The following is a 14,981-nucleotide window of genomic DNA, read 5'->3' on the forward strand; positions in this document are numbered from 1 at the left end:
GGCCGGAGCGACGCCAGGGGCGCCGAAGCTCCGGCTGCGGTAGCAGGCGAATCAGGCGCTGTAGGACTCGCGCAGGAACTGCGCCAGTAACGGCGTGGCGGCGCTGCGGGAGATCGGGTGGAAGCCGATCGCCCGGGAGGCCGCCAGCAGATAGGCCACTTCGTCGGAGGCGATGAACGCCATGCCGCCCAACAGCTCGACGCTGAGGTTGGTTGCCCGCTCGATCGCCGCCTGCACCAGGAAGCGCGTGCACAGCGCCTTGTGGTAGGTGTTCATCGGCGCATCCTGTTGCGCCTGCAATTCGCCGGCGGTGCCGAGCAGTGCCTGATGGGCGCCCTCCAGCTCGATGCACAGCAGGGCCAGTTGCGCGGGGTCGGCGAAGGCTTTTCTCAGCAACCGGTCGACCAGCGCCGAGGCCACGCCCAGGTAGCTGCCGCCGACCATCAGCTGGAACCAGCTCAGGCCGTTGAGCGAGGTTTCCATGGCGGTGGCGGCCACTTCTTCGCTGTCGGCGCCGTCGGCCAGCAGCATGCGCTCGCTGGGCACGAACACGCCGTTGAACACCAGTTCGTTGCTGTCGGTGGCGCGCAGCACCGTGGCGTTCCAGAAGGGTTCGCGGGTGATCGTGCTGCCATCGGCAAAGACCACGGCAAAGCCCTGGCTGATGCTGCCGTCGTCCTGTTCACAGGCGACGCCGACCACGATCACGTCCATGTGGTGGCTCATGGTGCAGGGTTTCTTGCTGCCGTCGAGGACGAAACCGCCCTCCACCGGCCGCGCCTTGACGCTGCGGTTGAAGATCTCCGAGCCCGGCTTGCCCTCGGCGAAGGCCGAGGCGATCAGCAGCTGGTCCTGGGTGATGCCCCACAGCAGCTCTTCCGCCGCCGGGATCAACCCGCCCAATTGCACGATGGTGGCGATGGTGTGGTGGTGCATGGTCATCATCACCGCCAGGGACGGGCACAGCGAACCGATGGCGCGCAGGATCTCCACGGTTTCCTCCGGCGAGGCGCCGAGGCCGCCGTAGGTCTCGGGGATGATCAGGCCGGCGGCGCGGTAGTCGCGAAACAGCCCGCAGAGCACGGCCGGGTCGGCTTGCTCCAGGGCCATCAGGCCGCGCTCCCGGAGGGCGGCGAGCAGGCCCGGCAGGTACTTCTCGGTGGCGTTGCGGGCGTTGTGCATCGACATGGTGTGGACTCCTTTCTCGTTGTCAGGGTTAACCGGCTTTTTCGATCAACTGCTCCACCGCGGGGGCGAAACCGAAGGCTCGGGCCAGGTCGAAGATCGCTTCGGCATCCTCCAGTGGAGGACGCTTGCCGATGCTGTAGTCGCGCTGCAGGCCGGCCATGGTCAGGACCATGGTTTCGGCCAGGCAGCTGAAGGTCACGCCCGTGGGCAGACCGGTGAGGTTCTGTTGGCCGAAACGCTGGCTGCGGTCGGGCAGATGGATCAGGCCGCCTTCGATCACCGTGACGTCCGGGCGCAGCGCCAGGGTGACGTGACCGATGTCCGGTGGCTGCGCGCAGTCGCAGATGATCGCGTTCTGATGCAGCACCAGCGGGTCGATAAAGGCCGAGCCATTGGAGGTCGCCGAGAGCACGGCTTCCAGGCGCGGCAGCCAGTGACCCAGGTCCGCGGTGATCACCAGCGGCGGCTGCACCTGCGGCTTGCCCTGGGCCAGGGCATCGACGCTGTCGAACAGCGTGCGCAATTGCTCCTCATCGCCAAGGTCGCGATCCAGCAGTTGCTCGACGCTGGCCAGGCTCGGCAGGAGCAGCACCAGGGTCTTGGCGATGCCGCTGCTGTGGCCACCCTGGATCTGCAGCAAGGCATCGCGATACAACTCGCCGGCCACCAGCCGCAGCTCGTCCATGGCGCCCCGGTTGGCCCCATTGCCGAGCAATACCAGGTGCTCGCAGAAGCGCCCCAGGCGCAGGCTGGCCAGGCGCCCCACCGAACCGTAGGCACCGATCACCCCGGTCAGGCGCTTGGCCAGCGGCGCACCGCGGTTGGCGCAAGTGCTCAGCAGCGCATCGACACCGACCATGGCCGTCAGGCTGTTGCCGGTGGTGGTGTGGAACCGCTCGTTGATGACATCCGCGCCGGCACTGGAAATCACCGAGGTGTAGGCCCCCAGCCCGACGAAATCCACCTCCAGCTCGGCGACGCTGTCCAGGTAGTTGGCCAGCAGCTTGCGCCGCTTGCCCAGGCTCAGGCGCATCAGGTCGCGCGGTTGCAGCAGGCTGCCGACCAGCCAGCCTTCGACGTAGTCGCCGGCATCGTTGTAGACCCGGCGGGCGTGATAGGACACCCCGGCGTCGAGGTCGGGCTTGGCCCATTCGGAGAAGTCGTCGAGCCAGCCCTGCATAAAGGTTTTTTCCGCCGCCGACAGCCCCAGGCCGTCCACCACGCTGTCGCCGTTGACGCTCTCGGCAGTGGTCGGGTGCAGCAGGAAGGCGAAGCGCCCCAGGCAACGCCCGCTGCTGCGTGGTTTGCCCGGTGCGATCCAGGGGCTCAGGGCCCCCCGTGGCCCGGCATAACCGTGGGCTTCGAGAATCAAGCGGTGCTGCTGGTTATGCACCACCAATTCCGCCACCGCCTTGAGGCCTTCGAGCAGCAGGTCAATGTCGGCGCGTTCGATGCACAGCGGCGGCTGGATGCGCAGCACGTTGCCTTCGGTGAGGGTCGGCAGGCAGTACACGCCATGCCGGCTTTTCAGGTAGCCGCAGACGATCGGCACCAGGGCGCCGAAAGCGCTGGCCAGGGACAGCGTGTACAGGCGCTCGCCGCTCCAACGCCGGAACTTCAGGCCGAGCATCAGGCCGCGGCCGTCGAGGCTGTGGAACACTTCGGGATAGTCCTGCACCAGCCGCGACAGCCCGGCGTACAGGTAGGCGCCCTGCTCCGCCGCATGCTTGAGCTGTGCACCGTCGTTGGCCGTGAGCTGGTCGAGCACGGCCAGGCCGATGGCGGCGCTGAAGCCGTTCACGGCGAAGGTGGAACTGTGGTGCCGGTCGAAATCGCGGCTCCAGCATTGCTCGCCGTAGATGCACGCGCCGATGGCCGCGACGCCGCCGCCCAGGGCCTTGGCCAATAGCACCACGTCCGGCTCCAGGCCGTGGGCGGTGGCGGCGAACAGCTCGCCGGTGCGGCCCAGGCCGGTCTGGATCTCGTCGAGCACGAACAAAGTGCCGTATTGGCGGCAGAGGTTCTGCGCCGCCAGCAGGTAGCCTGGCGGCGGGGTGACCATGCCCGCCTCGCCCTGCACCGCCTCGACGAAAAAGGCCGCGGCGCGCCGGGTTTTCAGCAGCGCCTCGAGGGCCTCCAGGTCGCCATAGGGCACATGGCTGAAACCGTCGGCGCGGATCTGGAACGGCTCGCGGTAAGTGGCCTTGCCAGTGACCCCGACCGCGCCCTGGGTCTTGCCGTGAAAACCGGTCAGGGTGCCGATCACCAGCTCGCGCTGGGTCGCGGCGCGGCACAGCTTGATCGCCGCTTCGACGGTCTCCGCGCCACTGGTGGTGAAGGTCACCTTCGAGTGGGTGCCAGGCGCCAGCTCGATCAGGCGCCGCGCCAGTTCTTCGGCGCCGGGGTTGATCAGCGGCTGGACCAGCGAAGCCTGGCCGCTGGCGAGAAAGGTGTGGATCGCCTCGGTAACAGGCGCCGCGCCATAACCGAAGGGCACCGCGCCGAACTGGCCGACGAAATCGATCAGGGTCTGGCCGCTGGCGGTCTCGATGCGGGTGCCCTGGGCGCGCACCACGGTCTCGTTGAGGCCGACGAATTCCAGCAGTTCCTGGCGGGTGATATTGAGCAATGAATCAGCCATGACTGACCTCCCCCACCGCGCCGAGCGCGCCCTGGTTGATGACGCCGTACAGGTGCTGGCTGACCTTGCTCACGGTGTCGTGCAGGTAGGCCAGCTCAGGGTCCAGGGAGATGCCGAAACGGTCCTCGAACTCGGCGGACAGGCCGACGATCAGCACCGAGTCGACGCCCATCTCGTGGAACGAGCGCTCGACGTCCAGCGACCCGGAATCGACCTCCAGCAGGCTGGCCAGGGTTTCGGTCACGGCAAAGGTTATTTCGTCTATGTGCACAGTCGCCTCCCAGCGTATTTCGCTTCCTTTGCATGGCCGTTGGCCCGCGCCAACCGCGTGGTGAAACCAGCGGATCAACGCTTGGGCAGGCGTCATGATGCAAACGCGTTTTGAGTGTGGATAACCCGACGGAGCAGGTTATTTGCTACACCCCGATGCTCGGCGTCATGCCGGCTCAGCTCAATACTCCGTAAGGAGTAGCGAGCCCTGTAGCCGCTGCCGCAGGCTGCGAAAGGACCGAAGGTCCTCCAGCGGTTTCAAAATCCCAGCGCCCCCTGCGGGGTCGATCGCAGCCTCGCGGGCTCGGCAGCGGCTACAGGGTTTAGCGCCGACCGGTAGGTCGCGCATGGCGCAGCTTTGGCTTTTGATCTACCCGCCCCATCGGGAGGCCGAGTGGAGGCGTTCATCAGGGGGATGGCGCGCAGCGCCCCTCGACGCAGTCGAGGACATCGTATGGAGGTCGAAGCGAAGCCGACCGGAGTCGATGCCCCCTGATGGACGCCGGAGCGAGGGAACCTGAGCGCAGCGAAGGCCGTACGCCAGGGGCAAGACCTTTTGGTTACTTTTGGCTGGGCCGGCATTCCGGGCGTTTGCCAAAAGTGACCCGCCGTAAGGGCGGAACCCTAAGCGGCCGTTACCACAGAAATGGATATGTACACCGACCAACATCAGCAGTGAGACCACCCCCGTCATCACGGCCAATCAAGCGTCGACCGGCCGCTCCTACAGAGGCGCAGGCGACGCCGAAGCACTGACCCCCGTCAGCACTGTGGAAGGGTTACCGGATGAAAGACAGGCAGGCAGCACTCACTCGTCGCAGAACAACGCCGCGATCTGCGCCCGACTCGACGCCTGGAGTTTGGAGAAGATGTTCTGCAGATGGGTTTTCACGGTCTTGTCGCTGATGCCGAGAATCTGGCCAATCTCCCAGTTGGTCTTGCCTCGGGCCACCCAGCGCGAAATCTCCGCTTCGCGGCTGGACAGGATGGACAACAGTTGATGGTTCGGCCCCGGGTTGTGGCGCAACAGCTTGCTGCCCAGCGCTCGGTTCAGGGCGATGTGCAGGTACGGGGCGAAGACCATCATGCGCATTTTGCTTTCGTGGGCCACGGTGGCCGAGATGTTGTGAAAGAAGTAGCCGGTGAAGGTGTTGCGGTGCAATCCGGGCAGCAGGGTCCAGCCCAGGTTGCGTATGCCGTGTTCGCGAAAGATCTTCGCCCACACCTGATCCTGCGAATTGCCCAGGCGCTCCAGGGTGGTGAACTTGGGGCGCCCGCAGTGCTCGATGGGGTCGATGCCCAGCGGCGGAATCATGCCGTCGCGACCGACGATGGCCTTGATCAGGTCATCGGAGACGCTGTCCGGATGAATCAGGTGCGAAAAGAACACCCGGTGCGCGCGGACCCTGCCGCTGGCGAACACGAAGTTCTCGCAGGGCAGGATCTGCGGCAGCGCCAGCTGGGTCTGCTGCGTCAGCTCGGCGATGCTGCGCGCCGAGGTGATGGAGTTGAGCACGCTGGTCAGCTGCAACCGTTGCTGGCTGTCGGTGGGCGGCAACGACAGCACCGACCGCGGGCGGCTGGCCAGTTCCAGCCGCGGTTCGCAGAAGGCCGGCTGGGCGAACAGCAGCGCCGCGGGCTTGGGCGCATGCACCGGGCCGATCGATAGACTGGTCATGCTTCCACGACCTGGCTGTCGACGGTGATGTCACGCAATACCCGGCCGTTGCTCTCCACCGCGACCACCGACTTGTCCAGCGGGTGGGCTTCGGCCGGCGCGGCGCTATCGAGTGCCGCCAGCCAGGGAGCGAACTGCTTGCGGCACTCCTGGCGCTTGATCTTGCCGCTGGAGGTACGCGGCAACGACCCGCCGAACACCAGCAACAGCACCGGCCGCGCCAGTTGGTGCTGTTGCCACAGCCGCGCTTTCAAGTCGCTGAACAGCTGCGGCAGGTCGAGGCTGCGCAAGGCACGCCGTTCGATTTCCTGGGCGATCACCACCTGCTCGCTGTCGCCGGTCTCGATGCTGAAGGCCGCGGTGCCGTCCGGGCGAAAGCTGTCATGGGTACGCAGCACGGTGTTCTCGATATCGCCCGGATGATGGTTGACGCCATTGACGATAATCAGGTCCTTGAGCCGCCCGGTGACGAACAGCTCGCCGTCGAGCAGGAAGCCCAGGTCGCCGGTGCGAAAGTAGCGCGACCAGCCGAGCGCAGGCGGCGCCGGGCGAAAGGCCGCGGCGGTGCTCTCCGGGCGCTGCCAGTAACCGCTGGCGACGCTGTCGCCGAGGATGCAGATCTCCCCGACCCGCCCGTCCTCCAGCGGCTGCTCGGTGTGCGGGTCGCAGATGAACGGGCCCTGCCCGGGAATGCCGCGACCGCTGCTGACCAGGGTGCGCAGGCGCAACTCGGCGTCGCTGCCCGGTCCTTCATGCAGGCGTGCCACATTGTCCTCCAGCAAGCCGGCATGGAACTGGCGGATCACCGGCTCGCGCTTGCTGCCGCCGGCGCTGACCATCAGCGTGCCTTCGGCCAGCCCGTAGCAGGGAAAGGCCGAGGTGCTGGCAAAACCGGCGCGGGCGAAACGCTCATGGAAGGCGGCAATGGTCTGCGCCCGCACATGCTCGGCGCCGTTGAACGCCACCTCCCAGCTGCTCAGGTCGAGGCCGGCCAGCTCTTCGTCCTTGATCTTGCGCAGGCACAATTCATAGGCGAAGTTCGGCCCGCCGCTGACGGTGCCGCGGTAGGTGCTGATGGCCTGCAACCAGCGCAGCGGCCGTTGCAGGAAGTGGATCGGCGCCAGCAGGGTCGAGCCGAAGCCGACGAACAAGGATTGCAGGATGCCGCCGATCAGCCCCATGTCGTGATACGGCGGCAGCCAGCTGACCAGGTGGCTGTCCTTGTGGGTCAGGAAACCGCGGCTGATGCTGCGCGAATTGTGAATCAGGTTGCCGTGGGTCACCGCCACTCCTTTGGGAATCCCGGTGGAGCCGGAGGTGTATTGCAAAAAGGCGATATCGTCCCGGGTTACCGGGACGGCCCGCCACTCGCTGGCCAGGGCCAGGTCGAGGCTCGCCATGTCCAGTACCCGCGGACTCTGCGCCTGCCCCAGCCGGGCCTGGATGGTCGGGACATCCTCGCCACTGGCCAGTGCCGCCGTCGGCTGGCAGTCGTCGATGATGCCGTCCAGCCGGTCCAGGGTCTTGGTCGCCCCCGGCGGATAGGCCGGCACCGCCACCAGCCCGGCATACAGACAGCCCATGAAGGCGATCACATAGTCCAGGCCTGGCTTGAGCAGGATCAGCACCCTGTCCCCCGCCTGGCAATGCCCCTGCAACCGGGCCGCCGCCGCGCTCGCCGCGCGGTCCAGTTCAGAGAAGGTGATCAGGGTTTCTTCGTCTCGCCCGTTGTGCAGAAAACGATAGGCCAATCGGTCCGGGATCGTATGGGCGTGAAGCTGCAGACATTCCGAAAAATTCGCATACGGAACGTCGCTATCGTGGTCGTTCGTAGTCATTATTTTGTGTCCAGGCAGCCGTACTTAGCCATCTCCCGCAAGGCCCGAAATCTGCGGCCTTGCGCATCCATTACGCTTGATCATCCTCTGGGAGCGCGCAGTCGAAGTTAATACTCCGAACGGCGTATACCCGCAATTTCCGCCCCCGGCGCATATTCGCCTCACAGCTCGATGCATGCATGGCTTTTTGCCATGCCGCTTGCAGCCATCAGCCTTTTCCAAGGATGTGAAGCCGATATCCAGGCCCGTGCAAGCCGGGCCTGTGCAACCGGCCATGTCATCAAACCCAGGCCGGAGCGGGAGCGCCCCGGTATCGCCAGCAGCGTGCGCAGCACGGGAGAACAGGATGTCTTTTAGCGAATACGCCACCTTCGATGCGGTCGGCCTGGCCGATCTGGTCAAAACCGGGCAGGTACGCCCCTCCGAACTGCTGGAGGAAGCCATACGCCGCATCGAAGCCTTCAACCCGGCGGTCAACGCCGTGGTCTACAAAGCCTACGACAAGGCCCGGGCACAGGCCGCCGCACAGGACAAGGCGCCGCCGACCGGCGCGCTGCACGGCGTGCCGTTCCTGCTCAAGGACATTCTCGGCGACTGCCAGGACCTGCCTTCGACCCTCGCCTCACGCATGCTGCAAGCGCGGGTCATGCCCCAGGACTGCGAGCTGGTGAAGCGTTTTCGCCAGGCCGGGCTGGTGTTCGTCGGCAAGACCAACGCCCCGGAGTTCGGCATTCTGCCCACCACCGAAGGCGCCTTCCATGGCCCGGCGCGCAACCCGTGGAACCTGGCATATTCCACCGGCGGCTCCAGTGGCGGCGCGGCCGCCGCGGTGGCCACCGGCATGGTCCCGGCGGCCCATGGCAACGACGGCGGCGGCTCGATCCGCATTCCCGCGTCCTGCTGCGGCCTGGTCGGCCTCAAGCCGACCCGGGCGCGCAACTCCCTGGCCCCGGACTTCGGCGAGCTGCTCAGCGGCCTGCTGGACGAACATGTGCTGACCCGCAGCGTGCGCGACAGCGCCGCCTTGCTCGACGCCACCCACGGCGTGGTGCCGGGCGACCCGTATCGCGCGCCGCCGATGCAGGGGCGCTTTCTCGACCAGCTCGGCCACGAACCGGGGCGCCTGCGCATCGCCTATTCCAGCACCGACCCGGCCGGGCGGCCGCTGCACCCCGACTGCATCGCGGCGGTGGAAAGCACCGCGCGCCTGCTCGAATCCCTCGGCCACCATGTGGAAGAAGCCGCGCCGCAGCTGGACCTGCAAAGCTTCGCCGAAGCCTTCAGCGCCCTGTGGTTCTCCGGCATTGCCTTCGCCGTGGAACTGATGAGCCTGCAACTGGGACGCGGCCCGCTGCCCGGCGAGCTGGAAAACCTGACCCAGGCCGTGCATCAACGCGGCCTCGGCGTGAGCGCGGTGGAGTACCAGATGTCCGAGCTGGTGCTGCAGCAGGTCGGTCGGGAAATGGCGCGTTTCCACCAGACCTACGACTGCTGGCTGACCCCGACCCTGGCCCGGCCGCCGCTGCGCAATGGCGTAGTGGATATCCATTCCAGCGACCTGGAAAGCACCTACGGCCCGCTGATCGACTACAGCCCGTTCACCGCCATCCATAACGCCTCGGGGCAACCGGCGATTTCCTTGCCGTTGCACTGGAACGCCGAGGGCCTGCCGATCGGCCTGATGCTCAGCGCGGCCTTTGGCGAGGAAGGCCTGTTGTTCCGCCTGGCCGGCCAGTTGGAACAGGCACGTCCGTGGAAGGACCGGCGGCCGCAGCTGTTCCTGCAGCACAGCCCCGACGAAGCGGTTATCGGCTAAGGAGAGCACCGAGCATGCGCACGCTGGACACCTCGACCGCCTCTGCTTGTTGCCGCGCCGGCGCAGGCCAGGAACCGCACCAGCCGGGGGCCATCCCCTGGCCCACCGACGGCCTGGACCGCGAGCAACTGGCGCGTTATGGCAAGGAGCTGATTCGCCAGACCCTGCCCTTTACCGTGGAAAACCGCCGCCTGAGCTGGTGGCATTTCTACTCGACGCTGCTGGTGATCGGGCTGTTCGGCGCGGCCGTGGCCATGCCGCTGTGGTGGCCGCTGCGCCTGGGGTGCAGCGTGCTGCTGGGCTTGTCCCTGGTGCGCATGTTCGTGCTGTACCACGACTACATGCACGGTGCGATCCTCAAGGGCTCGCGTTTTGCCGAGGTGTTTTTCAAGACCTTCGGCCTGCTGCTGATGGCGCCGCCGACGCTGTGGAAGCAGTCCCACGATTACCACCACGGGCACAGCTGCCAGTACGTCGGCGCGGAGAAAAACCGCCTGCCGCTGCTCTCTACTCACACTGACCTGGGCACCTTTCCCCTGCTGTCCACCGAGGAATATGCCCGGGCCGGGCGCCTCAAGCGCGTGCGTTATCGCATCGCCCGGCACCCGCTGATGATCCTGCTGGCGTCATTCAGTATCTTTATTTTCAGCATCTGCCTGGTCTCGCTGATCACCCAGCCGCGGCATCGGCTGTGGTCGCTGCTGGCCCTGGCGCTGAACCTGGCGAGCGCCGTCGCCCTGGCGCTGCTGGCGCCGGACATCCTGCTGTACGGGGTGCTGGTCCCCAGCCTGTCCGGCTCGGCGCTGGGCGCCTATATGTTCTACTGCCAGCACAACTTCCCCGGCGTGCGTTACCCCGAGCGCGCCGACTGGGACTACGCGGCCACCGCGGTGTTCTCCTCCAGCTACATGCGCACCGGCCCGCTGATGGCCTGGTTCACCGCCAATATCGGCTACCACCATGTGCACCACGCCAACTCGGGCATCCCCTTCTACCGCCTGCCGCAAGCCATGGCGGCGATCCCGGCGCTGCAATCGCCGATCACCACCTCACTGCACCCGCGGGATATCTACCGCTGCCTGCGGCTCAAGCTGTGGGACCCGGCGCGCCAGCGCATGGTCTCGTTCGCCGAGTTTCACCAGCAGGCGCGACGCTGAAGGAAATGCGGCAGAGGCGTTGCCCCGCGAACGCCCGCCAGGGTAGATCGGCGCCGGAATTTTCCCGGCGATCGCGGGTCAGTAGAGCCACGCCTTTTCGCACCGGTCCGTTGGTCCGTGACAATGGGGCCTCGGTCCCATAAATTAGGCGCCCTGAAAAGGCCCGGTGCTTTTCTAGCCTCATTTCCAGTTAAACGAAGTAGTGAAATATCAATGTCCGATTCCAATACAGAAGAATCCGTAAACGCCTTGTCGTCCAAAGCGGAATACGAAAACGCCATCAATCTTTCACAGCATGTCTCCCAGGCCAAGACCATCAGCGAGATGGTCCTCGACGCTTTCCAGTCCACCAAGGAAAGCGACCAGATCCGCGAATTGCGCGCCGAGATCCGCCAGGCTCACGACCGCTTCGACGACGACCGCGCCTATGAACTCATGGGCCAGCTCAAACAGCTCAAGGACGCCGAGGCCGCCGACAGCGCCGCCCTGGAAGACCTGAGCAGCAAGTTCCCGATCAGCCGCATCCTGTCCAGCTACAAGGACGACCCGAGCTTCCAGGAGCTGGTCTACGGCCTGGCGCTGAAGGTGCTGAACCAGACCCACCAGGCCATCAGCAGCCCGGGTGGCGGCAAGAGCAAGGCCTCGCGGGCCAAGAAGGAAATGGAAGTGTTCGCCATCAGCAAGGACGGCATCAGCGTCACCCTGCCGATCCGCCCGCGCTCCAAGGCCAACGTCGACCGTGAAGCCTTCGAGTTCCTCGGTTTCGCCTTTGTCGGCGAAGGCGACGAAGCGGAACTGGAAAGCGAAGTGTTCTTCGACAAGGACGGCAACGAACAGCCGGCCACACGCAAGAACATCGTCACCGCGATCCAGCAGCAGACCGCGTTCGAAGGCTACAGCGCTCTACAACAGCAATAACCCGTACCCGCGGGCTTGCTCGCACAGACGGCGGATCGGGCAACAGTGCAGCACGCCCTTCGCCGGCTGGCTCCTACGAATCAAAGGCCGGGGCCCCCTCAGTTGCCCCGGTAATCGGCGATGGGATACATCGCGCACAAAGCCTCGGTCTGAAGACGGAACTGTTCCTGCAGCTCAGGCTCCAGGCGGTACTTCTGCTCGCTGAGGGGCGTCACCTTGTCCAGTATCCGGCAGACCAGTTCGACGACTTCACGACACCCCTGGGGATCGATGTAGCGTTGGGCGATGGAGCCCGTACCGATACACAAGCCATTGGCGACGAATGAGGATCGGGTTTCCCCCAGTGCGCGGTTTTTACTCACGATGATGCCGCATCGCTCCAGTGCCGAGGCGGCAATCGAACCGCTAATTCCCCCACGCAGCCTGAGCAGGACCGTGTGGTTCTCCGTCCCCCCGCCCACGACTTCATAGTCCTGCGCCATGAATGCGCTGGCCATTGCATCGGCCGTGCTGCGAATCCGTTCCATGTAGGCGTCGAACTCCGGGGTCATCGCGTAGCCCAGCGCAGCCGCCTTGGCGGCGATCATGTTGACCGCCGGCGAGCCCTGCATCCCGGGGAATACCGCTTGCTCAAGGACACGACTGAAGCTCGCCCTCAGGCCGGGAACCTTGGTGTGGGCGTCCCGGCCGGAAAGGATGAGGCCGCCACGCGGCCCCGCGAGTTGCTTGTGGGTACACGCGGTGGTGACGTGCGCCACGTCGATCGGGCTCGGATGTCGACCCGTTGCCACCAGCCCGGCGATAGAGGAGATATCCGCCAGCAGGATAGCCCCGGCCTCGTCGGCAATAGCGCGAAAGCGTTGGAAGTCCACGACCCGGGAATAGGCCGTCGCACCGCAGATGATGATGCGCGGACGATGGGCGAGCGCCAGTTGGCGTACCTCTGCGTAATCGATCACGCCCTGCGATGTGGTGCCGTAGCGGATCGCCTTGTAGTGAGTGCCCGTGAATGCGACAGGGCTGCCGTGGGTCAGGTGCCCGCCATGATCGAGGGCCATGCCGAGAATGGTATCCCCGGGCTCGAGCAGGGCAGCAAGCACCTGGTAGTTGGCGTTGGAGGCGGAATGCGACTGTACGCTGGCATATTGCGCCCCGAACAGCTCCCGCGCCCTGCGAATCGCCAGGGATTCGACCAGATCGACGTTCTCGCAGCCGACATGATGGCGCTTGCCTGGTATGCCCTCGGCGGTGACGTTGACCAGTGCCGAGGCAGACGCCGCGAGGATTCGAGGGTTGGCCGCGCAGGAAGATGAAACCAGGGACAATGTGCGGTGTTGACGCCTGACTTCAGCGTCCAGGATCCCAGCCAGTTCGGCGTCTTCTGCCCGCAGATCCGCCAAACCTCGTCGCAGCAGGTCGGCCTGGTTCCTCAGTGGTGCTGTATAAGCTGCCATCGTTCGGTATTCCTTCCTTGTCGTTTGCGTGCCACGAACGACAGCACGCTTCCTGATTTAACGTTCGCGAGCCGCTAATTAATCAAAGAATTAAACATTTTCCAAACAAAATGCTTCTTTTCCGAGAATCAGCAGGGGACAGCAGATGTGCGTTGCCGCCGAATGTTCGTCAATCGAGGCCAGGGCACCGGACATTTCGGGGCTTTATTGTCATGACTGGGACATGCAACACTTGCCGCCGCGGCGCCTCCGGTCCGGCCCCTCCCGACAATTCCGAGCGCGCCCCATACCGACAGCGAAATATCCCAGGATGGATGCAGGCTGGCTAAAGGAGTGCTAGCGAGTTGGTACAGACCACGAAAGAACCCGACAAGCTCTTGCCGCATCAATCCGACTGTTCTCACCTTTGGCGTCGAGCAGTTGAATGTCATGCACGGCACGCATTCCATGAAAGACCCTATGCGTGGCGACTATAAGGAAATGGTGAGCATTTGATGCACAGAAGAGAAAGAACAGAGTATTTGAAGAGCAACATCAAATACCTGATAAAAAGTCGCGGCGAGACGCAACTGTCTTTGTGCAATGCCAGCGGCCTGACCCGCACGACCATATACAACATCCTGGAAGGCAAGGTCAGCAACGTACAGCAATCCACCATCCGCAAAATCTCCGATTTCTTCGGTGTCTCCTACGAAGAAATAGAAACCGTCGATTTTGAAGAGAAGGAGATCATCGACAGCAGTATTTCCCCACAAGGAAACATGAACCCGGCGGCGGTTCCGATCCTCAAGGAAAGCCTGTTGATGATCAACATGGACAAGCGGATTGGCGAACTGGCCATACTTCACCCACTGACCTATTACTTCGGCGCATCCTACAACTTGATAGCGGTGCTGCTCGAGAATGAAATCAAGGGTATGTACGAGGCCGGTGACCTGTTGATCATTCAAAAGGGCACATCGACCGACGACAAGGAAAAACTGGTTTACGACAGGCAGACAAACAAGCTGTTCATCATCAATGAGCCATGCTCCGACTCAGACCGAGTATTTGTGGTGGGCGACATCATCGAGGAGCGATTCAATGGCAGCTTATGAAGGCGAACTCGAGAACAGCAAATATAAACTTCTGGGCTTTGAAAACAACAAGAACCTGGCCGTGATCATGATCATCGCCACAGGCAAAGTCATAAAGATCAAATTAAGCGAAGTGCTTAACAGCGAAATAATGGAAAACCTGAACAAAATGGAAGTTAAAAACATCTACAAGAAGTTCTACTCCCAAGGAGGAGCACTTACCGCATACGACCTGAATGACCGCCACGAAAGCTCATGGATGATTTACATCATCCTGAATCTACTGCTCTTTACATTTTATATATTCACCAGCATTGCCGCCACCAAGCCCATTTATCTTGAATCACTTGGCATCATTATCACTCCGGGTACCTTTCTTTACCCGCTGACATTCCTGATCGTTGACCTGTTGAATGAGAACTTTGGCCTCAGGCTGGCAAGAAAAGCGATTTTCTTTGCCTTTGCCAGCAACGCCATGATTATCATCCTGCTCTATGGCTCGACCTTTCTTCCCGGCCTGCCGGGCTGGAAGCTCGACACCCCGTACAATGACGTCATCATTCATGTGTCATCCGTGCTGGTGGCGTCTTCGGTCTCGTTCCTGGTTTCGGAAAACATAAACTCTTACTTGCTGTGCAAGATAAAAGAGCTGACCAACTCCAGATTCCTGTTCCTGCGGATATTCTTGAGCACGCTGTTCGCGGTCATTATTGACAGCTTCGTGTTTTGCTACATTGCCTTTTACGGCTCGATGGAGAACAACGACATCCTGAACATGATTTATGTGCAGATCGCGATCAAGGTATGTTTTGCCTTCTTCAACATCTTGCCTGCCTATGGCGCAAGGTCACTGTTCAAGAAATACATAACGGACAGCCAAGCAAAATAGTACGACCACGCTTGGCTCAAGCTGATGGATTCAACACTCATCCAGCAGGCAGATGC

11 protein-coding genes are annotated in these 14,981 nt (G+C 63.4%); 5 read left to right on the plus strand and 6 right to left on the minus strand.

Annotated elements, in window-relative coordinates:
• Window positions 1-51: 51 nt before the first annotated feature.
• The 5 genes from BM019_RS03900 to BM019_RS03920 all read right to left on the minus strand — a co-directional run bounded on the left by BM019_RS03900 (window position 52) and on the right by BM019_RS03920 (window position 7,615).
• Window positions 52-1,188: an acyl-CoA dehydrogenase family protein gene (locus BM019_RS03900; protein WP_009045479.1), complete on the minus strand. Its 1,137-nt coding sequence runs from the start codon at window positions 1,186-1,188 to the stop codon at window positions 52-54.
• Between the two features lie 28 nt (window positions 1,189-1,216).
• On the minus strand, window positions 1,217-3,829 hold the full coding sequence (locus tag BM019_RS03905; protein ID WP_092417663.1) for an aminotransferase class III-fold pyridoxal phosphate-dependent enzyme: 2,613 nt from the start codon (window positions 3,827-3,829) through the stop codon (window positions 1,217-1,219).
• Entirely contained in the window at window positions 3,822-4,100 is a 279-nt protein-coding gene (locus BM019_RS03910; RefSeq protein WP_009045481.1) for an acyl carrier protein, read from the minus strand. The genes BM019_RS03905 and BM019_RS03910 overlap by 8 nt, the downstream gene beginning before the upstream one ends.
• A gap of 807 nt (window positions 4,101-4,907) precedes the next feature.
• A complete protein-coding gene (locus tag BM019_RS03915; protein ID WP_007929724.1) occupies window positions 4,908-5,777 on the minus strand; it encodes a LuxR C-terminal-related transcriptional regulator in 870 nt (289 codons plus the stop codon).
• Entirely contained in the window at window positions 5,774-7,615 is a 1,842-nt protein-coding gene (locus tag BM019_RS03920; protein ID WP_092417664.1) for a fatty acyl-AMP ligase, read from the minus strand. Before BM019_RS03920 ends, BM019_RS03915 begins: the two co-directional genes overlap by 4 nt.
• Window positions 7,616-7,961: 346 nt before the next feature.
• On the opposite strand from BM019_RS03920, the gene BM019_RS03925 reads away from it, so the two are divergent.
• The 3 genes from BM019_RS03925 (at window position 7,962) to BM019_RS03935 (ending at window position 11,506) form a co-directional block, all read left to right on the plus strand.
• Entirely contained in the window at window positions 7,962-9,431 is a 1,470-nt protein-coding gene (locus tag BM019_RS03925) for an amidase (RefSeq protein ID WP_092417665.1), read from the plus strand.
• A 14-nt stretch (window positions 9,432-9,445) separates the two neighbouring features.
• Entirely contained in the window at window positions 9,446-10,588 is a 1,143-nt protein-coding gene (locus BM019_RS03930) for a fatty acid desaturase family protein (protein WP_092417666.1), read from the plus strand.
• A gap of 213 nt (window positions 10,589-10,801) precedes the next feature.
• Window positions 10,802-11,506 (plus strand): hypothetical protein, encoded by a 705-nt coding sequence (locus tag BM019_RS03935; RefSeq protein ID WP_007929715.1) that lies wholly within the window; start codon window positions 10,802-10,804, stop codon window positions 11,504-11,506.
• A 98-nt stretch (window positions 11,507-11,604) separates the two neighbouring features.
• On the opposite strand, the gene BM019_RS03940 is transcribed toward BM019_RS03935, so the two are convergent.
• Window positions 11,605-12,960, minus strand: coding sequence for a serine hydroxymethyltransferase (locus BM019_RS03940; RefSeq protein ID WP_092417667.1), 1,356 nt, complete (start codon window positions 12,958-12,960; stop codon window positions 11,605-11,607).
• Window positions 12,961-13,454: 494 nt separating this feature from the next.
• On the opposite strand from BM019_RS03940, the gene BM019_RS03945 reads away from it, so the two are divergent.
• Complete coding sequence (locus BM019_RS03945) at window positions 13,455-14,057, plus strand: helix-turn-helix transcriptional regulator (RefSeq protein WP_092417668.1); 603 nt, start codon at window positions 13,455-13,457, stop codon at window positions 14,055-14,057.
• Complete coding sequence (locus BM019_RS03950; RefSeq protein ID WP_092417669.1) at window positions 14,044-14,925, plus strand: queuosine precursor transporter; 882 nt, start codon at window positions 14,044-14,046, stop codon at window positions 14,923-14,925. The genes BM019_RS03945 and BM019_RS03950 overlap by 14 nt, the downstream gene beginning before the upstream one ends.
• Window positions 14,926-14,981: the final 56 nt, after the last annotated feature.

The organism is Pseudomonas sp. NFPP07 (genome assembly GCF_900115645.1).
GTDB classification, from domain to species: domain Bacteria; phylum Pseudomonadota; class Gammaproteobacteria; order Pseudomonadales; family Pseudomonadaceae; genus Aquipseudomonas; species Aquipseudomonas chlororaphis.

What these genes read in the sequence shown, in the direction of transcription:
- BM019_RS03945 (WP_092417668.1), top strand. Translation starts at nt 13,455, where the DNA reads ATGCACAGAAGAGAAAGAACAGAGTATTTGAAGAGCAACATCAAATAC.
- BM019_RS03915 (WP_007929724.1), bottom strand. Translation starts at nt 5,777, where the DNA reads ATGACCAGTCTATCGATCGGCCCGGTGCATGCGCCCAAGCCCGCGGCG.
- BM019_RS03920 (WP_092417664.1), bottom strand. Translation starts at nt 7,615, where the DNA reads ATGACTACGAACGACCACGATAGCGACGTTCCGTATGCGAATTTTTCG.
- BM019_RS03900 (WP_009045479.1), bottom strand. Translation starts at nt 1,188, where the DNA reads ATGTCGATGCACAACGCCCGCAACGCCACCGAGAAGTACCTGCCGGGC.
- BM019_RS03930 (WP_092417666.1), top strand. Translation starts at nt 9,446, where the DNA reads ATGCGCACGCTGGACACCTCGACCGCCTCTGCTTGTTGCCGCGCCGGC.
- BM019_RS03905 (WP_092417663.1), bottom strand. Translation starts at nt 3,829, where the DNA reads ATGGCTGATTCATTGCTCAATATCACCCGCCAGGAACTGCTGGAATTC.
- BM019_RS03925 (WP_092417665.1), top strand. Translation starts at nt 7,962, where the DNA reads ATGTCTTTTAGCGAATACGCCACCTTCGATGCGGTCGGCCTGGCCGAT.
- BM019_RS03935 (WP_007929715.1), top strand. Translation starts at nt 10,802, where the DNA reads ATGTCCGATTCCAATACAGAAGAATCCGTAAACGCCTTGTCGTCCAAA.
- BM019_RS03940 (WP_092417667.1), bottom strand. Translation starts at nt 12,960, where the DNA reads ATGGCAGCTTATACAGCACCACTGAGGAACCAGGCCGACCTGCTGCGA.
- BM019_RS03950 (WP_092417669.1), top strand. Translation starts at nt 14,044, where the DNA reads ATGGCAGCTTATGAAGGCGAACTCGAGAACAGCAAATATAAACTTCTG.